Source organism: Streptomyces sp. NPDC058758, from assembly GCF_042746075.1.
Classification (GTDB): domain Bacteria; phylum Actinomycetota; class Actinomycetes; order Streptomycetales; family Streptomycetaceae; genus Streptomyces.
The window spans coordinates 78,616-102,150 of record NZ_JBHYPS010000029.1 but is presented as its reverse complement, the minus strand read 5'-3'; the positions used below and the strand labels follow the sequence as shown (position 1 = coordinate 102,150).

Here is a 23,535-nt window from a genome sequence, read left to right as displayed (position 1 = left end):
TGCGCCCGGGCGTTGCGCTCCCGCTCCGCGGGAGCGCCGGCGGGTGGCTGCGCCACCCGCACACCGAGCCTGCTGCGCAGGCTCGGTGACGGTCCGTCCGCTGCGCTCCCGGACCGGCGGGACTTCGTCCCGCTACCAGGCTTCCGCTTCGCTCCAGCCTGGCTGGCGGGTCCGCTGCGCTCCCCCGCCTGACGGTCCTTCCGGCTGCGCCTCCAGAACCGTTGGGCCCGCGTTGCGGGCCTGGCTGGCTAGGGGGAGGGGTGGGGGGGCTCGTTCGTGTGGGTTTCAGTGTAGCGGGTGCATCAGGTTGATGCAGCATGTAGCGTTGGCGAAAACACAGGACACCCCCAGACCGATCCGGGTGGGGCGCGGGTTTTGAAGCTGCATCAGAACCCTTGCTCGACCCGCCGATTGGGCGCGGAATTACTGATTGGGGCGGGTCGGGCCTCAGCAACAGAACGGTAATTGGAAATTGGTGAGTCGAAATTTCGGCATTCGGAGATACCTAAGCCGCCCGGCCCGTTGGGCCGGGCGGCGGGCCAGACGCGAAGGCTGACCTCGTCTCCCGGAGCTGACGCCGCCTACGTCCTGTGCGGCTCACGGGCGCGCACAGGACGTGCCCTCGGCGAGCTCGCGTGGGGCGGGTGCGGGTGACCTCAGCCACTGATATATGGCCAGATCAAGAAACCGCAGGTCAGAGGCTCGCGATTCTTGAGATACGTACCGGGTGAGGGGACGTATCGCGATCGATGTGTCACGAGTGAGGGGGCATACCGACCCTCCAATGTCAACTGGAGGCGACACGAATTCCCGCCGCATGTCAACTGGAGGCGACATGCGGCGGCAGATGTGTCCCGGGTGCGGGTCGCGGGACGCCAGGGGGGAGATCTGTCCCCCCTGAGGGGACACAACTCGTGCGGCATGTCGTGTCGAAGCGACATGCATGTCAAGCAGAGGTGACATACTGCTCCGCGTCGCAGAGATCAACAGCTTGGAGAGCAGCCTCGTGTCGACAGAGCCGCAGCGCCGCCGTCCGGGGGCCCGAGGGACGCCGCAGTCGCAGCCGAAGCTGCCGCTGACCGAGAACCCGGCCGATGCCTGGGACCGGCCGCTACGGCCCGTCAAGGACCTGGACGACGTCGCCCGCGCGTATCCCGGCCGCAAGCTCACCCTGGACAGCGAGCGAAAGCCGCTGGAGTTCTACGGCCCTCCGGACGAGCCCAACGCCTTCTCCATGGACAGCCTGGAGTTCTTCCTCGTCATCGCGCAGTTTTTCCGCGAGGCGCTGCCGCTCCGGCTGATCCTGCTGCTGATCGCGTGTCAGAAGGCCGGCGGGCGGATCCCTCTGACCCAGGACGAGATGGCCCACGTCCTGGACGTCGGCCGCACCAAGGTGAACGAGGCGCTGCAGGAGGTCATGGGTCACGGGATCGTGTTCCGGGTGAAGCGCGGCGTCTACCAGTTCAACCCGCCGTACTCCTACCGGGTCGCCGAGTTCATCCCGGGTACGGAGACCATGGACGCGCAGTACATCCGGGTCGACCAGCACGAGACCATTGCCAAGATCCGGTCGGACGAGAGCCTGCCCGAGCTGGTGCGCTTCCCCTCGCTGGAGCGGATGCGGCAGGAGATCGAGCGGCTGCGTGAGGAGCGGGCGAGCATGCGTGCTGAGCGCCGTCGGAAGCGGGTACAGCAGAAGGAGAAGGGGGCCGAACAGTGAGCGGTCTGCAATTCGCCGCGGTCAACGCCGAAGGCATCGTCGCCGACCTGGACCTGCTGCCCGCGGCCTACCGCGTGCTGCTGAAGATGCGCGCCCACAGCGAGCCGGGCGGCCGGATCGAAGTTGACCAGACCACCCTCGCTCAGATGCTCGGCCTGAGCCGGGCCGCCGTGAACGCCGCGCTGCGTGACCTCGACCTGGCGCAGCTGGTGAAGAAGAAGAGGGCCGGCATCTACCAGCTCAACCCCATGCTCGCCGCCTACTCCTCCCCCGAGGACGCGATCGCGGCCGTCAAGGCGATGCCGAAGAACGAGCGGCTGAACGCGCCCGGCTTCGTGGAGAACTACCGGAAGGCCGTGGCGGCCTACCAGGACCAGCTCGCCGAGAAGCGCCGGCTCCGCGAGGACGCCAAGCGTCGGCAGAACCTCAAGGCCGTGTCCTGACCCGACGATCCCGCCCGAACATGACGGCGCTGCATCCACGGTGCGGCGCCGTTCTCGCGCCAAGACGGCGTACAGCGTTCCCCTGGAGGGAAAAGCCGCAGGCCAAACGGCCCGTACGAGCGTTCCCCGAAGGCCCTGCCGCGCGCCGCCCGCACGAGTGCCGGCCGTCGCGGTACGAGTGGAGCGTGACGCACAACTTCGGCCTCCACCCCGCCCTGGAGCTGGGCAACCGCTTCGGCTCGCCCACCGGCAGCTGGCCTCCCAGTGCCGAGCCGGTGACCCCGTTCCTGGCGATCGTCGTCAACGCCCTGGGGGCGCAGGAGGCCGTGCGGTGGTTCGACGCGGCCCGCCGAGCTCACCAGAGCGTGGTGGCCGCAGACGAAGCCCGCACGCACCAGTTCGGCTTCCCCTCCTGCCTGGACAGGGAGCTGGGCCTCGACCGAGCGCCGTCTCTCGCTGTCGTGGCTGCGTGGGAGGCGATGAAGGCGCTGTACGTGGTCGCCCGCCGGGACGCCGCCCTCGACATCGACGTGCTCTTCGAGTGTGCGCTGCGGGCCTGCTCGCGCAGCAGCGGCCTGCCCGCCGACTCCCCGATTGCAGCAGCAGCGACCGCGTAGCCGTCTCGGACGCAGCGCTCCCTGCTGCACGAGGAAGGCCGGCCTTGCTACCCGAGCAGCACCCGCGTGCCGTCCGGGTCGTGCGAATGCTGCGATGCACTCCTCACCGGGGAGCAGCAGACCTCTTGCACCCTTCACCGCCAGGAGCAGTAGCTGTTGGCTTCCCGTCGAACGGTCGGCAGAGCCGACAGCAAAACTCGCCCCTACGGGGCGGCGCGATAACGACGGACCCGAGTGGAGACGTGCTCTTCGTACAGGTCGAGCGCGTGGATCTCACCGCTGAGCAGCCGTTGGATGTCGCTCTCGTCCCACAGCAGGACCGTGCGCTGGTTGGGCTCGCTCGCCGCGTTATCTCGGCAGGCGTCGGTGAAGCCCGACATCGCCACGTAGATTCCGGCGATGATCGCCGGGCGCCGGGCGAGCTTCCCGGTCAGGTCGTTCAGCGCGCGCGGCTGGAGCCTGGCCTGCTGCCAGCGGCATTCGATGATGGCGCGGAAGGGTTTGTGGACGAAGAAGTCGACCTGCTCACCAAGATGCTTCTTACCTCCCTCCGCCTCACAGCCGTGGGCCTGCAGGAGTTCGCCGACCCACGGCTCGAACTGGTTCCCGCGCGCGCTCGCTTTCAGCTGCCGAATTCCTTCCAACCGTTCGCGCAGCTCTGCGAGGGCCGCGTGGTCGATCGTTCGCCCGGTCAGAGCGTCGATCGCCTCCCGCCACTGCGGGGCCCTAACTGCATTCCTGGCGTCCCTATCGGCCTTCTCGCGGGCTTCGTAGCGTTCGTTCCCGCCGTGGAAGTTCAGGGCGTGCTTGACGTCGATCTTGCGGGTGTAGTCCTCGGCCTGAAGCAGCTGGAAGTCGTCGCCCACCGCGGTGACGCGCCGGACGATGCTCTCCGCGTCGGCGCGGTCCAGCAGGCCGCGCGTGGACAGCTGGGGGTCGTCCCATCGCTCGTCCAGAGTGAGGGCGTCCTGGGCGGCTGGGCGGATGAACGTCCACTCCCCCACCAGACAGACCACGATCCGCAGTTCCACGGGGCCGAGCAGCGCAAACTCTTCCGGGTGTGCCTTCGTCAGATCCGGGTATTCGGCGGCTCGCTCGCGGTAGCTGGCCAGGATGGTCTGCCATCGTGAGCGTGTGTAGGGCTGCCAGCTGTCCACGTACTCCTGAGATGGCACCCACCAGTCCTCGCCGATGCGAAGCGGGGCGGCGGGCCCGGGGTTCGGTGTAGTCATGTCCACAGGATCGCGCGCGGAGCCGCTGCCGGGCTAGCCGTACCGCGCGTCAGCGAAAGGACGCCGGAACACTCTACGAGTTGGAGGACTGCCTGAAGGAAAACGCGGTCGGCCTGGTCCAGGACGTCGCGGGTCAGAGCTCGAGGTAGGCGACCACGACCACGGTCCGCAGAGCCGTGACCCAGTACAACAAGCGCATGCGTTCGACCTCGTCAGCGTACTCGCGCAGATGGGGGCCGGCGGCGCTGCCGGGAATCGGTACGCCGACCTCGGGGTCGACGGAGACGACGACCAGGGCGCGGTCCAGGGCGTGGATCTCCGCCTCGCTGGTGATGTTCTCCAGTTGCTTGGCGGCGGAGTCGGGGAACGCGATCCGGGCGCGGCGCCGGGCGTGCTGTGGGGGCATCAGGCGACGGCCGGGCGCTGGGAGGTGAGGCGGGCGAGGTGGGCCTCGCGCAGCTCCTCCCAGGGGGTGCACTGCTCGGGGTCGGGCAGGCCGCTGGTGGCGATGTCCTCCAGGACGACGGCGAAGCGGTCGGCGTCGGCGCGGGTCTTGGCCGCGTACGCGCGGACGGCGTCGGCGGCCGCGGGCTCCAGCTGGCGGGCGGCGGTGTCGGCGGGGGCCGGCTGTTCGCTCATCGAGGGCTCCAGGCGGGGCAGAACTGGCAGTGCTCACCACGGTATCGCCGGGCCAGGGGGCCCGGGACCACTCCGGCGGAACCGACCCCCGCGACTACGGTCCGTACTGCTCGCGAGCGTTCAGGCGATCAACTCTCATGTGTCACGCTCGGCTCCCGAAGCGGCCCCAGAGGCCCCTTCGGGAGCCGCAAAACGGATATAGGGGCGCGTATTCGAAGAGCGTGACATCTTCCCGGGGCCGGATGTCACGCTCACGCTGAGTCAGCGTGACACCCGGCCGGGGCGTGGCGCGGTCAGCTGACCTCGGCCCAGGCGCGGGCGAGGAACGCGGCGAGGTCACCGGCGGCCTCGGGCTCGGTGGCGGCGAGCCGGGCCGCGAACGCCAGCTCGTCGACATCGGCGCCGGGGACCAGGCGGGCGAGTTCGGCGAGCAGCGCGGCGTGGGCGAGGACCGGCGGGGTGAGAAGGCAGGCGGCGGCTTCGCGGGCGGCCGGGTCGCGATAGTGTCCGAGGTGCGCGGCCAGGGCACGGGCGAGCCAGGCGTCGACGTCGGCCTGGACGTACCCGCCGGCTCGCCGGGTCAGCTCGTCCCGGGCGGCTTCGTCCCCGGCGCGGGGCTCGGTCTGCTCCAGGGCGTGGAGCTCGCGCAGCGCCTGGAGCTCGTCGGCGCGGGCCGCGACCCGGGCGGCTTCACGCAGCTCGGCTTCCCGGGCGGCGGCCGCCGCGGCTTCGGCGGCGAGCTCGTCCTGGACGACGGGGCCGGTGTCCGGGTCGTAGACGGTGCCCGCCGGTGCGGCGGCGAGCAGCTGGTCGAGGCGCTCCCACTCCGCGAGCTCCGCCCGGCCGCGGACGTCGTCGGCCAGGTCCTCGTGGCGGGAGTCCTGGCGCGCGTCGAAGCGGGCGTTCTCGAGGGCCGCCGCGACGGCGCCGGCGTTCATGCCCTTCGCCCGGCGCCGGACGGCGCGGCGGCCGATGCGGGCCGGGTCGACCGGCTCGCGGGGCGCGGCGACGCGCGGGGCGAGCGGGCGGCGGGCGGTACGCCGGAGCGGCCAGGGCGTGGTCATTGTCGGCCTCATCTTCGTGGTGCGGATTCATGAGCAGGCCGCCGCCAGAGCGATGTGCGGCGGCCCGCCGGATATGTTTCTAGCAGGTCGTGAATTCGTCCGGGTCAAAACCGGAATTATATTTTCAAGACCTGCGTGAAATCCGCGCGCAGGCCATCGGCGCGGGTGCCCCAGTCGGTGAAATACGACTCCGTGATGGCCTCCGCGACGATCGGATGCAGGTCCTCCTCCGTCGCACCGGCCTCCTGGAGCTCCAAGATCTGCTTCGCTTAGGTGGGCGAGATCTCCGTGGTGACCTGGCGCTCGCGGCCGTCGTCCGAGCTGCCCTTGCACGTGAATCCGAAGAAGGCCGTCACGTCCACCATCATCCCTCTGGAGGTGGCCGCTGCCGCGTGTACTTGTGCCCTGACCTGCTGTTGCCACTCCGATTCCGTCTCCTCCACCAGGGCGGCCCGCAGGCGCTTCTGCGGGGTCGTCAGGGTACCGGCGCGGTAGCGCCCCGCCGTGCGGCGTGAGACGCCCAGGCGCTCGGCCAGAGCCTTGGTCGAGCCCTTCGCCCGCGTGAGGAGGAATTTCATCTGAGCCTTTGCGGATTTCGGTGCGGACCTGGTGAACACCTGCCGCTCCGCCCGCGCGAGGGCCTCCAGGACCTTCCCGCGGCGCGGGGCCGGCTGCTGCTCGTGATCGTTCATGGAACCAGTCGGCCACGGCGTGCCTGTGGACGGAGGCCAGCGACCGTGCAGGCCGTGCCGATCGTCGTCCCGGCGCTCGTCCGTACGGTAGGGCATGACGACATCCTCCGACCCCGAGCCGGTGCCCATCCGGGTGCTGCTGCCCGGGGACCAGGAGGTCGTCGCCCGCCTGTGGTCCTGGTGCCAGACGCCCGACGGCTGGCGGTACAAGGTCGGGCTCCCGGCGTACCGCAACGGCCCCGGGGAGTCGGTGGAGCCTGCCGAGTACCGGGTCTGGGTCCGCGCGCCCGACCACGTGCGGCCCGTGGACGGCGTCTCGTACAGCAGGCGTAAAGCAAGCGAACCCGGCGAGGTCTGATCCGGAAGAAACCGCCTAACGAGCTCGTGCACGGTAAGCGATGAGACGTCGGGCCACGTGAGGACGTAGCCTCACCCGACATCGCCGAAGGAGCCCTTGACGAGCGGGGGAGGCGACTCGGCGACTCGTGGTCCTTGCAGGACGGGGCGGTTCTCCACGTACTCGCTTACTACAGAAGTGTCGTAGCGCACAGGGTTTCCCGCCACCTCGTACGTCATCCGCTGGCCGGGAAAGACCACGCGGTACCACTCACTTCCCCTGCCCGCGGCCATCGTGTTCACTTCGACGCCGAACTCGCAGTCCTGGTTGCCAGTGAAGAACCAGAGGTCGAAGGCTCTGGCATCGAAGTCCTCTCCGCCGTCGAGGTAGACGACCTTCGCGAACGCGTTGCCCGACAGGTACCTGCCGCCCTCGCCCGGCGCGGCGTTCTGGGCCCCCGGCTTCATCTTCCAGGGGCGTGGGACGGACTCTCTAAGATCGAACGCGACCATGGTGGGCAGCCCTTCCCCGCCGCTGTCCCCGAAGGGTGGGGGAACCACAACCGTTCCGGTGTGGCGGGTCGGCCGGCAGACGCGGTCGGTGATGCGCATGCCCTGGATTACCACGGTGCCCTGGTGGATGGGGAAGATCGTCACGCGCACGCTGCGCTTGTTGACCGGTACGCCCTTATTCTCGGCGAACCAGGTCCGGTACTCCTCCGACATGTAGCCGCTCTTCGGCAGGCCCTCTTTGCTCTCCGTACGGTGCGGGAAAGCGAAGGGACCTCCGAAGAAGAGGTTCGGCTCCGCAGACTGGATGTCGATCGCTGGTCCGACGGTGAGCCGCTCTTCCTTCTCCTCCTCCTGCTGGTCCTTCTTCCGTTCGCGCTCTTCGGCCTGCTGCGCGATGTCCGCGCTCCGTACGGCGACGGGAAGCCCCCAGATCGCGACGACCGAGGCGACCACGACACCGAGGGCTCCAATCCCGGCAAACACCCTCAGCGTCCACTCCCACCACCCACCCCCTTGGGCGATGGCCGTCTCCGAGCTCGCCGGGGGAGATGCGACCACAGGGGGTGACACTGATGGAACCGACTGGTCCACCGCCGTCGCGTTCGAAGGCGTGATCCCGGCCGGAGCTGCGGAGCCGGCCGGAGCTGCCGTCACGTTCGAAGGCGTGGACCCGGCCGGAGGAGTGGACCCGGCCGGGGTGTTCCCCTCTGGTGGAACGGAAGGAGGTGGAGCAGTAGACATGAGGCCCCCGTGAGTTGATGGCTCCGACCGATACTCGTTCTTTGTTCAACTCCCATGAGATATAAGCGTGTTGAGGTCACATTTCTTCGTCGGTGCGGGTCGATTCAATGCAGCTCCGTGGTCTTCCCAGGGCGTACGGGGTGCCGTCGAGCCCGGCGGCGAAGTACATGCTCCGGGTGAGCGGGGTGTTGATGTGCGGGGGCATGGGGTCGATGCCCCAGGCTGTGGGAGGCGCTGACCGAGCGCGGCCGGGCCGTTCTGCTGGCGGGGCTCGCCTGCGTGGGCGGCGCGGCCCGGGCCCGGATCGCCGGAGGCACCGACGTGCAGAGCGGCCTGGCGGGTCTGGGGTGCGGGGCGGAACTGCTGGCGCAGGAGAGGATCATGAGCAAGCAGGCCGTCGCCGCGCTGCGCAAGCCCTTCACCCGGATCGCCGCCGCGGCCGCCCCGACCCGGCGCTCGTCACCGCCACCGAGGAACTGATGAACGCCGCCGGGAACCTCGAGCACACCGCGCGTCTGGAGGAGAAGCTCGCGGCGTTCGGCCGGGCCGCCCAAGCCGCCCCCACGCCACCGCCGACCCGGCGGGAACGCCGCCCCGCTCCTCGGGCCGGCCGACCGTAGGATGCGAAACGCCTGGTCCCCGGCAGCTCCAATGCCGGGGACCAGGCGCGTGGTGCGCGGAGGCGGTCTACAGGTCGAACTCCAGGTGCTGCACGTCGGTGAAGCGGACTTCCTCCAGGGACCCGGCGCGGCGGCCGTTGTCCTGGAAGTAGACCTCCTTGAGGGCCTCGGCGGCGATCTCCTGGAGCTCGGCGTCGCTGGCGCCGGCGTCCTGGGCGTCGAAGAGGCGGGCGGCGTACTGCGGGGGCAGGGCGACGGTCAGGTGCCGGATGCGGTCCTGGTCCGTCGACCCGATCGGCGCGACGTAGCCCATGCGGGCGCGGGTGTCGATGACGATGCCGCCCGTGGACGCCGCCTTCGCCCTGGCCTTGGCGCGGATCTGCGGCTGCCAGCGCTTCTTCACCTCGCGCTCCAGGCGCGCGGCGAGGTCGGCGCGGGGCTTCTTGATCTGGTCCTTCACGTACCGCTCGACGGTGCGCTGGGAGATCCGCAGCATCTGGGCGACCGCCTTGGTGCCCTTGAGCTGCTTGACCAGGTAGCGCATCTGGGCGCCGGCCGACTTGGGTGCGGGGCGGGTGAAGGCCTTCTGCACCGCCTTCTCCAGGCCGTCCCCGAACAGGCTCATCGCGACCTACTCTCCGTTGTCTTCGTCGGTGACGGTGCCGTCCTTGATGTACCGGGCCAGGTTGAGCTCCGGAGCGTTGAACTGCTCGCGGACTCCTTCGCCCCACAGGACTTCCTGCGTGCCCTCGTGCTTGACCAGGCCGGGGTTGACGCCGAGCTTGAAGCCGCCGGGCAGCGGCTTGCCTTCCCGGTAGGGCAGGAAGTCCAGCGGCGAGGGCCCGTTCGCGGCGTAGACGACGCAGTCGGACAGGATCGCGATCGGGTACTGGCCGGTGAACGAGGCGTGCTTGACGATTTTGCGGTGGAGGTTGATCCGGGTGCGGGAGATGACCGCCGCCCGGATGTCGGGCCGCCACGTCGGGCGGGACAGCGCGCGCCACGGCTCGCCGGGCCGCCAGCCCTCGGCGCGGGGCCGCTCGCGGAGCTTGCCCAGGCCGCCCTTGACCGTGGCCTTGATCGCCCCGGCGACGATCGCCAGCTCGGGGTCGCGGTCCTTGTAGCCGTTCATCGCCACGAGGAAGTCCTCCGGCGACAGGTCGGCGTGGACGCCGAGGTCGGCCATCGTGGCGAGGTAGGCGTCACGGAGCCGGGTGTACCAGCCGTCCAGGTAGCGGCCGGTCTCGTACCGGACCCACGCCTCGATCGGCGCAACCTCGTAGCCGAGCTCCGCTGCGTAGGCGACGGTGGGCGTGGAGTACCAGGCCGGGCCCTCGGGCCGCTCGCCCTTCGGCGTGAACGGGGAGGGCAGCAGCGAACCGTCCAGGTTCACCCACTCCTTGCCGGCCTTCACGCGGGACAGGTCGACGTGGGAGAGGTCGACTAGCCAGGAGCCGGGCAGCTTCGGGTCGAAGACGGGGGCCTTGACGTGCGTCGCCTCCCCGAGGCCGACGGTCAGGCCGTTGGCGCCGGCGGCGAAGGCCATGTTGACGTCGATGCCGACGAGGTAGCGCAGGGCGTACTCCGCTTCGGTCATCGGACGGGCCCAGTCGTACGCCTCCTCGATCAGCTTCTCGTCGGCGCCGCGCACGTGGAACTTCGGGAGGTCCTTGAGGGCGGGGTGGCCGTCGGGGACCTCGCACGGCGGGAAGTTCAGCGGGTCGATCGGGTCCTTGCCCAGCGAGCCGGGCGTCTTGGTCTCGGCCTGCCGAAGGACGCCGGTCTCCTCGTCGCGCACGGCGTAGGTCGGCGGGTGCAGCGCGGTCATCAGCTCCAGGCCCGTGACGGCCGTGGAGCCGCGCGGCGTCATCACCCTCGACGCGTACACACCCAGGACGCGGGCGAGCTCCGCCGGCGGCAGCTGCCCGGCGTTACCCCAGAACCGGGTGTCCAGCGCGTTCCACGACGGGATGCACAACTGGACGCACTGCCGCTCCGAGCCCTTGGCCGGGCGGTAGATCCGCGCCCACGGCCCGAAGCCGCGCTTGGTGAGCTGCCACTCCGCGCGGGTCAGCTGCTTGATGACCTTGTGGCCCTCCGGGATCCGACCGGAGACCTTCTCCTCCTCCGTGAGCGTGACGGGCAGGCCGTAGCGCTCGCACGCGGCCGCGGTGAGCACGAGCAGCGGGTCGGCCGGCCTTCCCGGGCCCGACAGCTTCGGCTGCCCGAGCTTGGCCTCCTTGAGGGTCCAGTCGACCAGGGACGGCAGGGACTTGGCGGGCACGTCCAGGACCAGGCCACCAACGCAGTAGGCCAGCACCTTGCCGTCCTCGACGTCGACGACCGCCAGCGGCCCGTTCTCGAACCGCGGATCGGCGCCCGCCGGGGTTCCGGCCGGGGTCGCCTTCTTTGCACCCGGGCGGCGCGACGTCGACGACGGCCTGGTGGTGCGCGCCGGACGCGGCGCGGCCGCCGGAGTAGCAGGGGCAGGGGCCTGGGGGGTGTCGGGTGAAGCCGTGGCCACAGCCTCGGGGGCCGGGCCGGTGGACAGAGTCGGCGCTTCCGCCGGAGCGGGGGCGGCGAACGTCGTCGGCACCACAGCAGGAGCAGGAACCGGGGCGGGGTCGGGCGTGGCCGTGTCGGCCGGAACGGCGGGGTAGAGCTCCGCGAGCTTGTCCAGCAGCCGGGCGTAGGCGTCGCGCTCCGGCGGGCGGGGCTCGGTCTTTCCGGACTCCCAGCCGGACACCGTGGCCCGCCGCACCCGCAGTGCGGTGGCCACCTCGTCGATCGTCAGGCCGTGCGCGGCACGCAGCCGCTTGCGCTCCGCCGGCGGCGGCAGCACGGCGCGGGACGCGAGCAGGGCGTCGACCGCGTCGAACAACTCGGACATGAAACACCTCCTGAGCGACACCCTACACCGCGAAGCGCATCTTTCGCGTACGAACACCGTACGAACTGCGTACGCTCCCCGTTCGGTTGGGGTGTTGTCTCGAGTAGCCCTGGACGCCCGGGGCCTGCGGACCCTGTGTCCGCAGCGTGGTAAGCCCGACCTCTGCCTCCTATCAGCTCCGCTCTCAGCACCCCCTTCCACCTGGAAAACAGGGGCCCGGCCTATCAGGTCGGACCCCTCACTCACCACGGCCCGGCAGGCCGCCGACGCCTGCCGGAAACGCCGGTGCGCCAGGCTGGACCTCCAGCGGGGCCGCGCGCGTGAAGTCGCCCCTGACCAGCGCGACAGGAAGGACCGGCACCGTGGACAGCTCGGCCCGCGAGGACCAGGCCGCCGCGTACGCGGTGGAGCTCCGCTTCCGCACGGGCGGCCCGGCCATCTTCAGCGTCTGGTCCCGTCCCGAAGTCGCCGACCGCAAGTTCACCGAGTGGCTCGGGGCCTACAGCCGGCCCGGCGCCGTCCTCACCCTCACCTCCCTCACCGGCGGCACCGCCCGGCCGGTGAAGACCTGGACCTACGAAGGCGGCCTGACGACGACCGGGACCGTCTGACCCGAAAGCGGCCCCGGCGCGCACCACGGGCCTGTGACCTGCGGTGGTAAGCCCGGTGGTGAGTGTGATGGTGAGCGGGCGGAGCGTACTTCTACCGGCTTACCGCGAAGACCGGTCGAAGATGCCCTGCGCATCGGGGCCGAGGCCGCGCCGCCGGGGCCGGTGCCCCGTACGCGGGCCGGGCACGCCCGGCGGCGTCGCGGCACGGTCCTGCTCCTGGCCCGTGTCGGTGGGCAGGCCCAGGCGGAGACGGGCCCTGGTCGCCGCCGCCGTCACCGCGGCCAGTGCCTCGCCCACGTCCGGGCCGATCCGGGCGAGCGCGGCGGTCAGGGTGTCGATGGCGACCAGGACGTCGTCGTCGGCGGCCGCGCTCCAGGCGGATCCGGCCGCGGCGTCGGCGAGTTCGCACGCCGCCTCCGCCATCTGATCCGTCTGCTCCTCGATGCCGCGCCCCGCCCGGTCCACCAGCCCCATGCCGCCCCCAACGCCGCGTGCGGTCGCGGGGACACTGCCAGACCGCCCGGCAGCCTTTCTGCCGGGCTTCCGCCCGCCCGTGAGGAGATCGGCCTCGGCATGCACCGGCAGCTGGGCGGGCACGTCGGCGAAGGCGCCAGCGCCCCGCCGAAGCGCGGGCCCGGTCAGCAGCTCTACCTGTGCTCGCCACCGCACCGCTTTTCCCGGCGGTGCAACAGGCGCTGGCCGGCGGAGGCGGTTTCGGGTCTGGGCGCGGTAGTCGGCGAAGGCCGCCTGGGTGCTTGAGGGGATGCGGGGGTAGTCTCCGTCGCCGGGCGCGGCGAGACCGGCTGGGCGTGGCCCGCTCCGTCATGCATGCGCGAAGGTCCCCGCACCTGGTGGGTGCGGGGACCTTCGCGTGTGCGGGGTCCGGCCCGGGGATGCCGGAGGGTCAGATCTGCTGCTGGAGCAGGACGAAGCCGAGGCTGACGATGCCGGCGCCGGTGGCGTAGGCGGCGCCGCGCAGGGCGCTGGAGAGCACGGCGGTGCGGCGGCGGTGGATCCAGGAGCGCATGCGCGCGGCCCTGTCCCCGGCGCGGGGGCGGCGGTTACTGTGCATGGTGGGTACTCCGTTCTTCGGGGTGCTGTTGTGTGGTCCGGCGGGGGCTGGGCGGCCTAGGAACCATCAGCCCCGTGCCGGACCTCGCTGTTTCAGGGGCGGCCGGCGAGTTCATGGATGCGGTCGGTCAGCGCCGGGTCGGGGCGGCAGACCAGGCCGTCGCCGTCGTCGGTGTGCCGGCCGGCCAGCCGGTCGACGTCGGCCTCGAGGCCGCCGGTGAGCACAGCCCGGCTGGTGTCGTGGCGGGCGGAGTAGCCGGTGAAGTGCTCCAGCGCCTTCAGGAACGTCTGCGGGTCGACGGCGGGGCCGCGGTTGGGGCGGAACAGGGCGGTGATCTGGCGCTTCCAGAACTGGGCGTCGCGGTCGTCGCCGAGGGCGAGGTGATCGAGGTAGAGGCAGTACGCCGCGGCGCTGGACCCGGCGCCGGCCGCGAACCGCCACCAGAACCGGGCGCTCTCGGGGTGACGGGCGAGGTAGAGCATGCAGGCGAAGACGAGGACGCCTTCGATGTCGACGCCGGTGGTCCAGCCGTCGAACTGGGCGACGGTGTCGTCGTCGCCGAGGAGCGCGGTCAGCTTCTCCATGTGGGAGGCGGCCCCGGCCTGGGTGACCGTCACCCGCGCCATCACGCCGAGCCGGCGCCGCGCGCTGGGGTGTCCGGCCGCGGGCTGCGGGTCGGGGGCCGGCAGGTGGCTGGTGGCCTGGGCGATGCGGCGGAGGCCGGCGCCGACGTCGAAGGCGCGGCGGGGCTCGCGGACGGCGTTGTCGGCGGTGGCGAAGAGCTGCTCCCAGGTGGTGCTGCTCACTGGGTGTCCTCCTTCTTGATCGGCCGCGTGGCGCGGCGGTGGATGGGGGCCAGGCGCTCTTGGGCCTTGCGGATGTGGTGGGTGACGGTGCCAGGGGTGAGGCCCATGTACAGGGCGGTCTTCTTGGTGTCGTACCCGGCGATGTAGCGCAGGACGATCGCGTCGAACTGGCGGGGGGAGAGCTTGGCGAGGGCCGGGTAGAGGCCGATGCCGCTGTCGCGCGCCGCGAGTTCCTCGCGGAGGCCGCCCATCAGCTCGTCGAGGATGGCGCGGCGCAGGATCAGCCAGGTCTGCGCCTGGAGGTCGTTCTCTCCGAGCAGAGCGTCCCAGCGGACGCGGATCTCCACGTAGGCGTTGTGGACGGCGTTCTCGGCTCGTTCGTTGCTCAGCAGGATGCCCAGCGCGTACTCGTGGAAGGCTTCCTGGTTGGTGAGGTAGTGGGCTTCGTACTCCAGCGGGAACGGGAGCGGTGCCTCGGCCACAGGCACGCGGCCGTCCTCCTCACGCACGTTGTCGGTCATGGATCCTCTTCGTTGAGGTCTGATAGGGCTGGCGGCTCCCCGGCGCCGCCATGGATCACTCAACCGGCCCAATCGGCCGAACACGCATGCGCGCTCCCACTAATTTCACGCCCTGCGACGAAGTGGGGGCATTCCGTGATCACGCAACGGTCATACGTGCTCTGACGTGCGGAAATGAAGGTCTAATGCGTAGCACGTGTGCACTGAAGTGACGGACGTCACAGCCGGGGCTTCCGATGCGTGAGCGACTTCTTGCCACCAACGAGTGAAACCCGCCAACCCGCCTGCTTGGGAAGCGAGTTGGATGGATCCCGCTCTGCCCGTTCATTGCGTTGGACGCCTTGATCGGCCGGTCCCGGCTCCTGCGAAGAACCTGATCCGTCTGCGGGAGCGGAGGACCGTTTCCCCGGTGAACTTCGTCCCCCATAGGGAGGACACCCCTTTAGGTTCGTGCACGTCAGACCTGCCGGTCCCGCTATCTCTAACGTCCGTGATCAAGAACCTGGCGCGCACCGCCGCCCTCACTCTGCTCCTCGCCCCGCTCGCCCTCCCCACTCAGGCAACCGCCGCCGGCGCGCCCGCGACTGCCGCTCCGGCCGCCGCCGTGCTCGCCCTCGCCGACGCCGTCTCCCAGCTCCCGGTCGCGGACGAGGTCCGCGAGGGCTACACCCGCGACAAGTTCCGGCACTGGAACGCCGGCCTCGACCTGACCGACGGCTGCAACACCCGCGCCGAGGTCCTCCTCGACGAGGCGACCGCGGCGCCGGAGGTCGCGGCCGGCTGCAAGCTGTCCGGCGGCGCCTGGCTGTCGTACTACGACGGCCAGGAGGTGACCGACCCCGGGAAGCTCGACATCGACCACATGGTCCCGCTCGCCGAGGCCTGGGACTCCGGGGCCTCGAGCTGGGACGCGAAGCGGCGTGAGGCGTACGCCAACGACCAGGACGCCGCGGTGTCGCTGGTCGCGGTGACCGCGCGCTCGAACCGCGCGAAGGCGGACCGGGACCCGGCGGAGTGGATGCCGCCGCTGCCCGAGGCCCACTGCCGGTACGTCGGCGAGTGGACGGCGACAAAGCTGCGGTGGGGCCTGTCGGTGGACCAGGTGGAGGCCGACGCGCTCGCGGTGTACGCGGAGGCCTGCGAGAGCACCGTCGTCCACTACACGCCCGCCCCATAACCGCAGGCGCCCCGGCTCCCGCCCGGGCCCCCTTCCGGCCGGCCGCCGCTCGCTCCGCGGACGCGCACGCCCTCCCGGGCGCCCCGTGCGCTCCTTCGCCCCGCCCCTGAGCGGGTGACACGAGATCCGTTCGGGCCGGCCGGCCCCCGGCGGCCCTCTACCGTCCTGGTCCTGATCCCTGGAGGAGACGTCGATGACGACCCGCCCGCTGCGCATACTCCTGACGCTCGCCGTCGCCACGGCCACCGCGACCGCGAGTGCGACGGCCGCGCACGCTTCTGCGGCCGCCCCGCGGGCCGTCCAGCCGGCGCCGTGCGTGGGCGGCGCGAGGGAGACCCGGGGGTTCTCCGCGGTGGACGGCCGCGAGATCCGCTGGACCGAGGCCTCCCGGTACGACGCCCTGCGCTCGCACGCGATCGCCGAGTGGAACAGGTTCCGGAAGATCGATATCGCGCCGGACAGCGCGATCACGGTCAACGACCTGGAGTTCCGCGACTACTACAGCAAGAGCGACCGGGCCGCCGGCAAGTACGAGCGGCACGGCGACACCGCGCAGACCGACTTCATCTTCCTGAACAGGTACTGGCTGGACGAGGTCTTCAAGGACAAGGACGACTACCGCAAGAACGTCGTCATCCACGAGCTCGGCCACGCGCTCGGGCTCTGCCACAAGGCAGACCGCGTCAACTCGGCCCTGCACGTGGCGACGAACGACAAGTCCGCACCGACGGCCGTCGACAAGGCCAACTACCTGAAGCTGTGGGGATGATGAAGCGCACCGTACTGCTGTCGCTCGCCGGGGCCGTCGTCCTCGCGGCGTCGGTCACCACCACCGTCGTCGTCTTCCAGGACGACGACGTCACCGTCTCGGCCGTCTGCGTCCCGATCATGGACACCGACCGGGACAAGGCCGGCATCGCCGACAACGTCGCCGTGGTGACCGCCTGGGAACAGTCCGAGGCCGCCCGCGGCAGCGACGGCGAGCAGCGCGTCACCGTCCAGGTCCGGGTCGACGAGGTTCTCAAGGGCTCCCTGCCGAAGACCCTGCCCATCGACCAGACCGCCGGGGACACAGCCCGCCCGGAGGTTGAGCAGCAGCCGCTCGTCCCCGGCCACCGGTACGTCCTGGGCGTCCCGAACGCGCAGCCGGAGAACGGGGCCCCGGGCCCGGGCCGCTGGGCGTTCTTCGCCACCAGCGCCGACGGCGCGCAGCTCGAGACCGCACGGAAGCGCTGGACGGACGCCATCGCCCACCAGAACCCCAAGCGGATCGACCCCGCCTGCGAGGACACCACGTACACGCCGTAGGCCAGAACGCGCGGTGCCCCGCACTCGAGGAGCGCGGGGCACACAGGGAGCGGGTTCAACGACCAGTCGGCCCTCCCCCTGCAGACGACCGTAGCCGGGCCCGAGCGGCCGCCCGGCCCGTTCCCGGCGCCAACCACACGGACGAACTACAGGTTTACGCCCACGGTGAGAGGCCCGTTGATGAGGGTGATCCCGAAGGCGTCCCGGACGCCGGCGACGGCCTCGCGGGCGAGCAGGTCCTCACTCGCCGGCGTACGCGATGGCGAGCACGGTGATCGTGCCGGTGTGCTCACCGATGAGGATGACGGCGGTGACGTGGCCGCGGGCGACGGTGCGGATGATGCCGTCGTCCTCCCCGTACGGCTCGGAGACCTGGAGCGGGTCCTGCTGCGCATCGACCAGGGAGACGGCGAGGTCGCGGCGGGCGCCGTCGGGGAGCTGCTTGTAGGTGTCGAAGACGTCGGTGGGGAAGTGGAGCCGGTAGGTCACGCGGCGCCTCGGCCGGGCTGGCGGTCGCCGCGGTGTCCGGCGTCGTGCTGGATGTCGGCGGTCCGGTCGTCCGCGTCGTCGTGGTGCTGGCCGGCGGCGGCCTGGGCGCGCGCGACGGCGATCCGGCCGGCGGCGGCCTGGAGGGTCTCGGCGGCCCGCGCCCACCGGTCGAGGACCGCGGGCAGCCGGTCGAGCGGGGTGAGGTTGACGTCGGCGAGGAGCTGCTGGCGGGAGGCGGAGTGCGGCAGGGCGTGGTGGAGCCGGTCCACCGTCCACGTGTCTCGTGCCGTCACATCTGCCTCCCCGGGGCGGTCGTTCTCGTCTCCGGCCAGCGTACGCGGTGCAGTGCGTTCGGTCAGTCGGTCACGGCGGCTTCTGCGGTGTCCTCGGGCACGATGGCGCCGACGTAGGCCAGGCGGTTGACGACGTGCTGGAGGGCGAGGGACGCCTCCTGGACGGCCTTCACGGCGTCGAGGAGGTCGGTCTTCGAGTCGTCCAGCAGGTCGTCGACGTTGGTGTCGTTGTAGGCGTACAGGCGCTGCTGGCCGTTCACGGCATCGAGGCCCTGATGGATCTGGTCCAGGGCCTGGGGCAGGCCGAGGAGGACGGCGGCAAGGCCGGTGACGGTGTCCTGGATCTCGCTGGGGTAGGTGAACGCGGCGCGGGGCGTCAGGGTGCGGTGGTTCAGCGCGCGAATCTGTTCCCCGGCGGCTCGGGCGATCTCTGCGGGAGTACGGTCCAGGTCCATGCGTGCGCCTCCTCAGGCCGGCCGGGTGCCGGTGCCCGCCACTCTGCCAGCCGGCACCGGCCCCACGGTCGCGTTCCCGCCAGGTCAAGCCAGCTGACGGCTCTGCTCGTTGCCCGGTGGCGGGGCCGGGGAAGCAGGGCCACGTCTGACCCGACGGCCTCGGGCCGCTCGCCTCATCAACGAGCGGCCAGGGGCGCGAACCTCGGGGCAGCCAGCCGTGGGTCCGGCCTTCGGGCCCGCGCGCTACTCCGGGGTGGGCTCGCCGCGCAGCGCCTGCCCGACGTGCGCCGGGCTCAGGCCGATCAGGCGGGCGATCGTGTCCTTGTCGACGCCGCGGGCGTGGGCGGCGCGCATGGCGGCGTTCCGGCGGGCGACGGCGGCCCGGCGGCGGTCGCGGGAGGCGACGGTGTGCTGGAGGAGGCGTGCCCAGTGCAGGAGCAGGCGGCCGGTCCACAGGGTGAGGGGTCGGGGTTCGGGTGCGGTCGGGTTGGCCAACAGGTCCCCCTTCGTCGACACGGGTGTCGTCCTCGAAGGTGCCGGGCACCCGGTTCGGCCACAAGGGCGCGAATTCGGCCGTCGGGGCGGGTGGGGCGGGTGAGAGGATCCGCCGTATGAGTGAGTGGGGGATCGCCCTGATCGCCGCCGGGTCGGCGGTAGCGGGCAGCATCACGACGGGCTGGTTCGCGTGGAAGGCCGGCCACCGGCAGGCCGCCGCCGCAGAGGCAGCGGGGCAGGCACAGGCCAGCGCGCTGATCTCGACCGTGCAGGCCACCCTGAACGACCAAAGGCAAGCACGTACGGAAGAGCGTAGGCGGAGGGTGTATACCGACCTGTTGACCGCAGGGCAGGCGTGGGAACTCGGCGCCAGCGAGGGAGAGTCGAGAACACTGAGCGCCTTCCACGCCGTCGAAGTGGAAGGGCCTGACTACGTAGCTTCTGCCGCACTGGACTACGCGAGTGCTGCCGGAGGCCACGGCCGGGATATCACGTTCGGTTCTGCTCCCGCACGAGAGAGGTACCTGGAAGCCGTACGCCGTGCCCTCACATAGGGATGATGGCGTGGTGGCCTAGTCAGGCCCGAGACCACCACATCCCCTCTGCACCCGGCGCCGGTCAGCCCTCCTCGCGGTGCCTCGCGACTTCCTCGACGCTCCAGCCCACGACGGCGGCCACGTCCTCGTCGGTGGTGCTCAACCTGTCGAGCCACTCCTGCAGGGCTTCTGCGAGGCTCGCGGGGACCCCTGCGGGGTCCATCTGGGGGGTGTCCATGTGCTCGATGTGGTCAATGTGGATCCACTTGCCGTCGGGGTCGAGGCGCTGGCTGGCCTCTCCGTAGGCGTCATAGTCGCCGACGCCTTCCGCGATGGCCTCGCCGGTGCGCCAGTCAGTGATGTCCCAGGTGGCCTGCCCGTCTTCCTGGCGTCCGGTCTGGCCTCCGCCGACGATCCGGTGGCCGGCCTTCTCGAGCTCCTCCATGGTCCTCATCCTGGTGGATGTCCGCTGTTACGGAGTTACGGCGCCTGGTCCTCGCGGGTGCAGAGGTGCCCGGTCGGGCAGGCGTCGCAGCCCTTGTAGTCGACGTAGCCGGAGGCGTGGGCCTTGTCGTAGAGATCCTGAGCCCGTTCGAGGGTCTCCACACCGCGGTTGCCGAGGAGGGCCTCCGGATTGGCGTCCTGGAGCTGGGATTTGCGGGCCCTGAGGAGCATGACGGCGCCGGCGACTTCGACGGGAAGCTGCTCGATTCCGTGGGGGATGCAGGTGGTGGCGGCCGACACGGACTTGTCGTCCATGAAGCCCCACTGCTCCCCCGGGTGGTCCGGCTTCCTCGACACGAAACGGACGAGGGCGATGTCGTTCTCCTGATCGGAGACCACGAGGAAGGCGCCCACCGCGTGAAGCCGGTGGATCGATTCGCGAACGCCCTGATCGTCGAGGTCCGGGGCGGTACCGACGATCTGCTGGAGCGGAAGGAGGCTGGCTTCCTCCCCGTCGTGGTAGACGGGGAGGTGGCCGGTGTCGATCACCGTGTCGAGGACGAGGGCGGCCATGGGGACCTCGTCTCCGTAGAGTGGTCCGAGCCGGGCGGCCCGGCGCAGGAAGTCGATCTCCTGCTCCCCGACCTCGGGGTGTGTGATCTCGTCGAACCGCATGTTGGCCGGCACGCTGAGCCACTCGTCGTAGCAGTCGCCGGGCGGCTGGAGCTGGCGCAGCGTGTAGCCGCGCTGGCGGGGCATCTTGGCGCGGCGGGGCTTATTCGGCCGCTTCCGGCCCATGAGTCCTCCTGAGGTATGCGAGCGGCCCGTGCGGAGCAGGGGCAGCTGGGCAGCGGTGGCGGCTGCCGCAGCTGGAGAACTGCGATTGGCCCGTTTTGGTCGCGGCCAGATCTTCGGAGGCACCCCGGTTGGAGTACGGCTGGGTGCCTCGTCCGACTGCCAGGCCCGAGGCCGTGCCCCCCTGCGCCCTGCTCGCGGGTTAGACCTGGGCCATGTCGATGAAGCGGCTGTAGTGCAGCTGCGCGGCCGCGGTGACGGTGGCCAGGGGCCCGAACCGGTTCTTCTCGATTCAGCACGGCCCGGCTCGCCTACCTCGCCCAGCCGCCGGCCACCGACAATTGAGCCTCCCCACCAGCAGCGCCCCTGGCAGAGCACGCGCCAGGGGGCGCTCGCCGTCCCGAGACCCGCAGCCGGCCGCCGGGCCGGTGCCCGTACGGGCCCTCCCCCGGTGTGGGTGGCGGGGCGTGCCGGGGAGCTTGGGTTCTGGCCGGGGACGGCGGGGAGTTCTTCGGGCTCCCGAAGATTTTTTGGATTTCTCTCTCACACTTTGCCGCCGGCCCTGCTGATTACTTCTTGGTGGTCACGGCAACCCGGAGCCGCCGCCCCTGACCGGTCTCGACACGAGAGGCGACGGAGATGAGCAGCGACGGAGCGAAGGGAAAGATCCCGCGCCAGCGCGAGCCACTGAGCTCGGATGCGCAGGCGCAGTGGGATCGGATGAGGGTGCTGGAGGGCTCGGTGAGGCGCTTCATCTACTTCCGCACCAGCCTGCCGAGGTGGGAGATCGACGACATCGAGTCGGAGGTGTGGGAGTCGATCTACCGCAGGCTCCTGCTGTCCGGCCCTCTCGACCACATGGTCGAGCGCTACTTGTACATGGTGGTGGGCCAGAAGATCCGGGAGCGTCTGGCCGAGCTGGGCCAGCGGGCGGCGAAGATCGTTGAGGGCGGCGAGGAGGTCCTCGAGCGGATCGCGTGCCCGGGCCCGGAGGAGCAGAGCCTCGCCGATCTCGCTCCCGCCCTGAAGCGGCTGCGCAGTTCGACGAGCGAGTTCCAGCTGCGGGCCTTCGTGCTGGCCGAGGCCTACGACATGAAGGCGCCGTACATCGCGAAGGCGCTCGGCGGCACGGCGACGGCCGGGTCGGTCCGTGACGCCCTTCGTCACGCTCGCCGTAAGCGGGACCTGCTGTTCGGGGGCGTCGCCGAGGAGTAGCCGAGTAGCCGCTTCCAGGAGGCGCAGGCCGTGCGCAACGAGGACGTCCCGGCCTGCGGCCCCGAGTGGTTGCTACTCGCCACCGGACGCACCCGCGCCCAGGAGCAGTGCCAGGACACGAAAGGAGCGGAGCTGAACGACTGCGGGGAGCTGCCGGCTCCCGCACTCACACATGCACTCACCGGAGGGCCAGGTTGCGAGTGGCCCTCCTTCCTCAAGATCGTTTCTACCCAGAGGGAGGAATAGTGGAAGCTGTCATTTCGCCCATCCGAACCGTGGTGATCGTGCTCATCACGGTGCTCCTGGCGGTCGTCACATGGACTCGCTGCCGCCTGGAGACGCTGCTTGTGTTGCTGCCGGGCCGAGCCGCCGACGGGCCGGGCGGAGGGAAGAGGATCAGCCGTATCCGTCCGTTGTCGGGGGAGGTCGGCTTCGTCAAGTAGAGCGTAGCCGGGGGAAAGCCGGGCCGGGCCTCTCACAGAAGAGGCCCGGCCCGGCTGTTACTACGTACCGGCGCAAACGCGCCGGGGTCCGCGGCCTCCAGGCGACCAACCCAGGCGGCGGGCAGGCACTCAGCAAGGAATGCCCATGACCACCATGCCTCCCCGGAGCGGCGAGGGCCAGGACTTCCCCGTCCCGTCGCTGTTGAACAGCACCGTGGACGACCTCCTCGCCCAGATCGAGCACGAGGCGAAGTGCCGCCGGCGCGAAGCCCGCGCTCTTCGCCGCCGTATCCGCCGCCAGCGCCGGCAGGCACAGCCCCTGCACCTGCGCGTCATCAGGACCGGCAGCATCATCGTCTCCTCCGGCCTGGTCCTGACCGGGCTGGTCGCCTTCGTGGCCTCCGGCGTCATGTTCCTGAACGGCGACGAGGCCACCGCGAAGGCGCTCCTGGCCCTCGCCTCCGCCGCGTGGGGCGGGGCGGCCGCCGTGGCCTTCTTCTCCCGCAGGTAGCCGGAAGACCAAGAAGAGGGGCGCCCGAGTGGCGCCCCTCTTCGCGTTCTCGCCGCCGCCGAACCGGAAGGCCGACCTCGCCTCGGTTCGGATGGCTGGCCTATTCGGAGGTCCGTTCCGGGCGGAACTTTCCGTACCGCTCCCAGGCGGCCTGCTTGGAGATGCCGAGGGCTTCGCCGATCTGCGACCAGGAGTGGTCCAGGTAGCTCGCGCGCAGGGCCGCGTCGCGGGCCTGGCTGGAGAAGTAGCCGCCCGACATTCGAATCGCGGCCAGGGCGTTCATCGGCTTGTCTGCCTCGATCAGCGCGTCGAGCTGCTTGGCGACGGAGCGAATCTCATTGGCGAGGGAGGTCGGGACGAGCGTGTGCTCGATGTCGCCGATGTGCTCCTCCAGCCACTCCTGCTCGGCAGCGAGTTCGGCCTCTCCGTCGACGTCAGTGAGGTGGTGGGCGACAGGGCCGTTGTAGCCGCCCTTGCCCTCCATGCCGGGGGAGACGGTGGAGCCCTTCCAGCCGCAGCTGCATCTGGCGGCTACAGCTACAAGCTCGACGTCGTGAGGGTCGGGTCCGCGCTGGTCGAGGACGGGGATGGTGTCGAACCGGTGGCCATCAAATTGATTGGTCGTCATGTTCGTCAGGGTTCCATTACGGCGACCGGGAGTCAATTTTGCCGTCAGGATGTCATTACGGCGGTAGCGGAACTCTCATGATCAAATAACGGGGATGGACAAAGGCAGTTCCCCCCTCTCGGGGGGAGCTGCGGCAGGGGCCGGACAGGCGGAAGGGCGGGGACCTCGGGGTGCGTGGCTGACGAGGATCACGGCGGACGAGCAGGTCGACTACCGGCTGAGGCAGGGC

General features: G+C 70.7%; 32 protein-coding genes and 1 pseudogene. 12 read left to right on the top strand and 21 right to left on the bottom strand.

The genetic code is table 11. The annotated features are described in order from the left end of the window. Positions 1–1,006: 1,006 nt before the first annotated feature. The 3 genes from ACFW6A_RS28355 to ACFW6A_RS28345 all read left to right on the top strand — a co-directional run bounded on the left by ACFW6A_RS28355 (position 1,007) and on the right by ACFW6A_RS28345 (position 2,780). Positions 1,007–1,720: a hypothetical protein gene (locus ACFW6A_RS28355; protein WP_386643989.1), complete on the top strand. Its 714-nt coding sequence runs from the start codon at positions 1,007–1,009 to the stop codon at positions 1,718–1,720. Beyond that, complete coding sequence (locus ACFW6A_RS28350; RefSeq protein WP_386643986.1) at positions 1,717–2,163, top strand: helix-turn-helix domain-containing protein; 447 nt, start codon at positions 1,717–1,719, stop codon at positions 2,161–2,163. The genes ACFW6A_RS28355 and ACFW6A_RS28350 overlap by 4 nt, the downstream gene beginning before the upstream one ends. Before the next feature lie 185 nt (positions 2,164–2,348). After that, on the top strand, positions 2,349–2,780 hold the full coding sequence (locus tag ACFW6A_RS28345) for a hypothetical protein (RefSeq protein ID WP_386643983.1): 432 nt from the start codon (positions 2,349–2,351) through the stop codon (positions 2,778–2,780). A gap of 203 nt (positions 2,781–2,983) precedes the next feature. Here the strand turns inward: ACFW6A_RS28345 and ACFW6A_RS28340 are convergent, their stop codons facing one another. From ACFW6A_RS28340 to tpg (ACFW6A_RS28315), 6 genes are all read right to left on the bottom strand, one after another. Then, positions 2,984–4,012: a restriction endonuclease gene (locus tag ACFW6A_RS28340; protein ID WP_386643980.1), complete on the bottom strand. Its 1,029-nt coding sequence runs from the start codon at positions 4,010–4,012 to the stop codon at positions 2,984–2,986. 133 nt (positions 4,013–4,145) lie between these two features. After that, complete coding sequence (locus tag ACFW6A_RS28335; protein ID WP_386643977.1) at positions 4,146–4,418, bottom strand: hypothetical protein; 273 nt, start codon at positions 4,416–4,418, stop codon at positions 4,146–4,148. After that, complete coding sequence (locus tag ACFW6A_RS28330) at positions 4,418–4,651, bottom strand: hypothetical protein (protein ID WP_386643974.1); 234 nt, start codon at positions 4,649–4,651, stop codon at positions 4,418–4,420. The genes ACFW6A_RS28335 and ACFW6A_RS28330 overlap by 1 nt, the downstream gene beginning before the upstream one ends. 293 nt (positions 4,652–4,944) lie before the next feature. Continuing rightward, positions 4,945–5,715 (bottom strand): hypothetical protein, encoded by a 771-nt coding sequence (locus tag ACFW6A_RS28325; protein ID WP_386643971.1) that lies wholly within the window; start codon positions 5,713–5,715, stop codon positions 4,945–4,947. 116 nt (positions 5,716–5,831) lie between these two features. Next, on the bottom strand, positions 5,832–5,972 hold the full coding sequence (locus ACFW6A_RS28320) for a hypothetical protein (RefSeq protein WP_386643968.1): 141 nt from the start codon (positions 5,970–5,972) through the stop codon (positions 5,832–5,834). Positions 5,973–5,984: 12 nt separating this feature from the next. Further along, the gene (tpg, locus tag ACFW6A_RS28315; RefSeq protein ID WP_386643965.1) at positions 5,985–6,407 is read right to left on the bottom strand and encodes a telomere-protecting terminal protein Tpg; all 423 of its coding nucleotides are present in this window, start codon (positions 6,405–6,407) and stop codon (positions 5,985–5,987) included. Positions 6,408–6,501: 94 nt separating this feature from the next. On the opposite strand from tpg (ACFW6A_RS28315), the pseudogene ACFW6A_RS28310 reads away from it, so the two are divergent. After that, positions 6,502–6,735 (top strand): annotated as a pseudogene (locus ACFW6A_RS28310) (hypothetical protein); the annotation flags it as partial. 101 nt (positions 6,736–6,836) lie between these two features. Here ACFW6A_RS28310 and ACFW6A_RS28305 read toward each other — a convergent pair. From ACFW6A_RS28305 to tap, 4 genes are all read right to left on the bottom strand, one after another. After that, positions 6,837–7,814: a hypothetical protein gene (locus ACFW6A_RS28305; RefSeq protein ID WP_386643962.1), complete on the bottom strand. Its 978-nt coding sequence runs from the start codon at positions 7,812–7,814 to the stop codon at positions 6,837–6,839. Between the two features lie 259 nt (positions 7,815–8,073). Continuing rightward, positions 8,074–8,202 (bottom strand): hypothetical protein, encoded by a 129-nt coding sequence (locus ACFW6A_RS28300; protein WP_386643959.1) that lies wholly within the window; start codon positions 8,200–8,202, stop codon positions 8,074–8,076. A gap of 482 nt (positions 8,203–8,684) precedes the next feature. Beyond that, entirely contained in the window at positions 8,685–9,242 is a 558-nt protein-coding gene (gene tpg, locus ACFW6A_RS28295) for a telomere-protecting terminal protein Tpg (protein WP_386643956.1), read from the bottom strand. A gap of 6 nt (positions 9,243–9,248) precedes the next feature. Beyond that, a complete protein-coding gene (gene tap, locus ACFW6A_RS28290) occupies positions 9,249–11,507 on the bottom strand; it encodes a telomere-associated protein Tap (RefSeq protein ID WP_386643953.1) in 2,259 nt (752 codons plus the stop codon). Between the two features lie 362 nt (positions 11,508–11,869). Here tap and ACFW6A_RS28285 point away from each other — a divergent pair, with 362 nt between their 5' ends. Continuing rightward, positions 11,870–12,118: a hypothetical protein gene (locus tag ACFW6A_RS28285; RefSeq protein ID WP_386643950.1), complete on the top strand. Its 249-nt coding sequence runs from the start codon at positions 11,870–11,872 to the stop codon at positions 12,116–12,118. 99 nt (positions 12,119–12,217) lie between these two features. Here ACFW6A_RS28285 and ACFW6A_RS28280 read toward each other — a convergent pair whose 3' ends face one another. From ACFW6A_RS28280 to ACFW6A_RS28265, 4 genes are all read right to left on the bottom strand, one after another. Further along, positions 12,218–12,592: a hypothetical protein gene (locus ACFW6A_RS28280; protein WP_386643947.1), complete on the bottom strand. Its 375-nt coding sequence runs from the start codon at positions 12,590–12,592 to the stop codon at positions 12,218–12,220. A 430-nt stretch (positions 12,593–13,022) separates the two neighbouring features. Beyond that, the gene (locus tag ACFW6A_RS28275) at positions 13,023–13,190 is read right to left on the bottom strand and encodes a hypothetical protein (RefSeq protein WP_386643944.1); all 168 of its coding nucleotides are present in this window, start codon (positions 13,188–13,190) and stop codon (positions 13,023–13,025) included. 92 nt (positions 13,191–13,282) lie between these two features. After that, positions 13,283–13,996 carry a hypothetical protein gene (locus tag ACFW6A_RS28270; protein ID WP_386643941.1) on the bottom strand — a complete coding sequence of 238 codons (714 nt, stop codon included), beginning with the start codon at positions 13,994–13,996 and terminating at the stop codon, positions 13,283–13,285. After that, positions 13,993–14,517 carry an RNA polymerase sigma factor gene (locus ACFW6A_RS28265; RefSeq protein WP_386643938.1) on the bottom strand — a complete coding sequence of 175 codons (525 nt, stop codon included), beginning with the start codon at positions 14,515–14,517 and terminating at the stop codon, positions 13,993–13,995. The genes ACFW6A_RS28270 and ACFW6A_RS28265 overlap by 4 nt, the downstream gene beginning before the upstream one ends. 490 nt (positions 14,518–15,007) lie before the next feature. Here ACFW6A_RS28265 and ACFW6A_RS28260 point away from each other — a divergent pair, with 490 nt between their 5' ends. The 3 genes from ACFW6A_RS28260 (at position 15,008) to ACFW6A_RS28250 (ending at position 17,002) form a co-directional block, all read left to right on the top strand. Then, positions 15,008–15,694 (top strand): HNH endonuclease family protein, encoded by a 687-nt coding sequence (locus ACFW6A_RS28260; RefSeq protein ID WP_386643935.1) that lies wholly within the window; start codon positions 15,008–15,010, stop codon positions 15,692–15,694. 193 nt (positions 15,695–15,887) lie between these two features. Next, positions 15,888–16,463 (top strand): hypothetical protein, encoded by a 576-nt coding sequence (locus tag ACFW6A_RS28255; protein ID WP_386643932.1) that lies wholly within the window; start codon positions 15,888–15,890, stop codon positions 16,461–16,463. Then, complete coding sequence (locus ACFW6A_RS28250) at positions 16,460–17,002, top strand: hypothetical protein (RefSeq protein WP_386643929.1); 543 nt, start codon at positions 16,460–16,462, stop codon at positions 17,000–17,002. Before ACFW6A_RS28255 ends, ACFW6A_RS28250 begins: the two co-directional genes overlap by 4 nt. A 240-nt stretch (positions 17,003–17,242) precedes the next feature. Here ACFW6A_RS28250 and ACFW6A_RS28245 read toward each other — a convergent pair whose 3' ends face one another. From ACFW6A_RS28245 to ACFW6A_RS28230, 4 genes are all read right to left on the bottom strand, one after another. Then, a complete protein-coding gene (locus ACFW6A_RS28245) occupies positions 17,243–17,491 on the bottom strand; it encodes a hypothetical protein (protein WP_386643926.1) in 249 nt (82 codons plus the stop codon). Next, positions 17,488–17,784: a hypothetical protein gene (locus tag ACFW6A_RS28240; protein ID WP_386643923.1), complete on the bottom strand. Its 297-nt coding sequence runs from the start codon at positions 17,782–17,784 to the stop codon at positions 17,488–17,490. The genes ACFW6A_RS28245 and ACFW6A_RS28240 overlap by 4 nt, the downstream gene beginning before the upstream one ends. A gap of 62 nt (positions 17,785–17,846) precedes the next feature. After that, positions 17,847–18,239, bottom strand: coding sequence for a hypothetical protein (locus ACFW6A_RS28235; RefSeq protein WP_386643920.1), 393 nt, complete (start codon positions 18,237–18,239; stop codon positions 17,847–17,849). 243 nt (positions 18,240–18,482) lie between these two features. Continuing rightward, positions 18,483–18,755 (bottom strand): hypothetical protein, encoded by a 273-nt coding sequence (locus tag ACFW6A_RS28230; protein ID WP_386643917.1) that lies wholly within the window; start codon positions 18,753–18,755, stop codon positions 18,483–18,485. Positions 18,756–18,850: 95 nt separating this feature from the next. Here ACFW6A_RS28230 and ACFW6A_RS28225 point away from each other — a divergent pair, with 95 nt between their 5' ends. Next, positions 18,851–19,288: a hypothetical protein gene (locus tag ACFW6A_RS28225; RefSeq protein WP_386643914.1), complete on the top strand. Its 438-nt coding sequence runs from the start codon at positions 18,851–18,853 to the stop codon at positions 19,286–19,288. A 64-nt stretch (positions 19,289–19,352) separates the two neighbouring features. On the opposite strand, the gene ACFW6A_RS28220 is transcribed toward ACFW6A_RS28225, so the two are convergent. Then, on the bottom strand, positions 19,353–19,715 hold the full coding sequence (locus ACFW6A_RS28220; protein ID WP_386643912.1) for a hypothetical protein: 363 nt from the start codon (positions 19,713–19,715) through the stop codon (positions 19,353–19,355). Between the two features lie 35 nt (positions 19,716–19,750). Continuing rightward, positions 19,751–20,512, bottom strand: coding sequence for a hypothetical protein (locus ACFW6A_RS28215; RefSeq protein ID WP_386643909.1), 762 nt, complete (start codon positions 20,510–20,512; stop codon positions 19,751–19,753). Positions 20,513–21,250: 738 nt separating this feature from the next. Between ACFW6A_RS28215 and ACFW6A_RS28210 the strand changes: the two genes are divergently transcribed. The 3 genes from ACFW6A_RS28210 (at position 21,251) to ACFW6A_RS28200 (ending at position 22,678) form a co-directional block, all read left to right on the top strand. Continuing rightward, positions 21,251–21,724 carry a hypothetical protein gene (locus ACFW6A_RS28210; RefSeq protein WP_386643906.1) on the top strand — a complete coding sequence of 158 codons (474 nt, stop codon included), beginning with the start codon at positions 21,251–21,253 and terminating at the stop codon, positions 21,722–21,724. A gap of 245 nt (positions 21,725–21,969) precedes the next feature. Beyond that, positions 21,970–22,167 (top strand): hypothetical protein, encoded by a 198-nt coding sequence (locus ACFW6A_RS28205; RefSeq protein WP_386643903.1) that lies wholly within the window; start codon positions 21,970–21,972, stop codon positions 22,165–22,167. A gap of 145 nt (positions 22,168–22,312) precedes the next feature. Continuing rightward, positions 22,313–22,678 (top strand): hypothetical protein, encoded by a 366-nt coding sequence (locus ACFW6A_RS28200; RefSeq protein ID WP_386643900.1) that lies wholly within the window; start codon positions 22,313–22,315, stop codon positions 22,676–22,678. A 100-nt stretch (positions 22,679–22,778) separates the two neighbouring features. On the opposite strand, the gene ACFW6A_RS28195 is transcribed toward ACFW6A_RS28200, so the two are convergent. Then, positions 22,779–23,306 carry a hypothetical protein gene (locus ACFW6A_RS28195; RefSeq protein ID WP_386643897.1) on the bottom strand — a complete coding sequence of 176 codons (528 nt, stop codon included), beginning with the start codon at positions 23,304–23,306 and terminating at the stop codon, positions 22,779–22,781. Between the last annotated feature and the right edge of the window lie 229 nt (positions 23,307–23,535).

Bases quoted from the DNA above. Each gene is read 5' to 3' on its own strand.
- tpg (WP_386643956.1), bottom strand. From the start codon at position 9,242: ATGAGCCTGTTCGGGGACGGCCTGGAGAAGGCGGTGCAGAAGGCCTTC.
- tap (WP_386643953.1), bottom strand. From the start codon at position 11,507: ATGTCCGAGTTGTTCGACGCGGTCGACGCCCTGCTCGCGTCCCGCGCC.
- ACFW6A_RS28225 (WP_386643914.1), top strand. From the start codon at position 18,851: ATGAGTGAGTGGGGGATCGCCCTGATCGCCGCCGGGTCGGCGGTAGCG.
- ACFW6A_RS28195 (WP_386643897.1), bottom strand. From the start codon at position 23,306: ATGACGACCAATCAATTTGATGGCCACCGGTTCGACACCATCCCCGTC.
- ACFW6A_RS28235 (WP_386643920.1), bottom strand. From the start codon at position 18,239: ATGGACCTGGACCGTACTCCCGCAGAGATCGCCCGAGCCGCCGGGGAA.
- ACFW6A_RS28325 (WP_386643971.1), bottom strand. From the start codon at position 5,715: ATGACCACGCCCTGGCCGCTCCGGCGTACCGCCCGCCGCCCGCTCGCC.
- tpg (WP_386643965.1), bottom strand. From the start codon at position 6,407: ATGAACGATCACGAGCAGCAGCCGGCCCCGCGCCGCGGGAAGGTCCTG.
- ACFW6A_RS28265 (WP_386643938.1), bottom strand. From the start codon at position 14,517: ATGACCGACAACGTGCGTGAGGAGGACGGCCGCGTGCCTGTGGCCGAG.
- ACFW6A_RS28250 (WP_386643929.1), top strand. From the start codon at position 16,460: ATGATGAAGCGCACCGTACTGCTGTCGCTCGCCGGGGCCGTCGTCCTC.
- ACFW6A_RS28300 (WP_386643959.1), bottom strand. From the start codon at position 8,202: ATGCCCCCGCACATCAACACCCCGCTCACCCGGAGCATGTACTTCGCC.
- ACFW6A_RS28335 (WP_386643977.1), bottom strand. From the start codon at position 4,418: ATGCCCCCACAGCACGCCCGGCGCCGCGCCCGGATCGCGTTCCCCGAC.
- ACFW6A_RS28330 (WP_386643974.1), bottom strand. From the start codon at position 4,651: ATGAGCGAACAGCCGGCCCCCGCCGACACCGCCGCCCGCCAGCTGGAG.
- ACFW6A_RS28275 (WP_386643944.1), bottom strand. From the start codon at position 13,190: ATGCACAGTAACCGCCGCCCCCGCGCCGGGGACAGGGCCGCGCGCATG.
- ACFW6A_RS28340 (WP_386643980.1), bottom strand. From the start codon at position 4,012: ATGACTACACCGAACCCCGGGCCCGCCGCCCCGCTTCGCATCGGCGAG.
- ACFW6A_RS28280 (WP_386643947.1), bottom strand. From the start codon at position 12,592: ATGGGGCTGGTGGACCGGGCGGGGCGCGGCATCGAGGAGCAGACGGAT.
- ACFW6A_RS28215 (WP_386643909.1), bottom strand. From the start codon at position 20,512: ATGGGCCGGAAGCGGCCGAATAAGCCCCGCCGCGCCAAGATGCCCCGC.
- ACFW6A_RS28255 (WP_386643932.1), top strand. From the start codon at position 15,888: ATGACGACCCGCCCGCTGCGCATACTCCTGACGCTCGCCGTCGCCACG.
- ACFW6A_RS28220 (WP_386643912.1), bottom strand. From the start codon at position 19,715: ATGGAGGAGCTCGAGAAGGCCGGCCACCGGATCGTCGGCGGAGGCCAG.
- ACFW6A_RS28200 (WP_386643900.1), top strand. From the start codon at position 22,313: ATGACCACCATGCCTCCCCGGAGCGGCGAGGGCCAGGACTTCCCCGTC.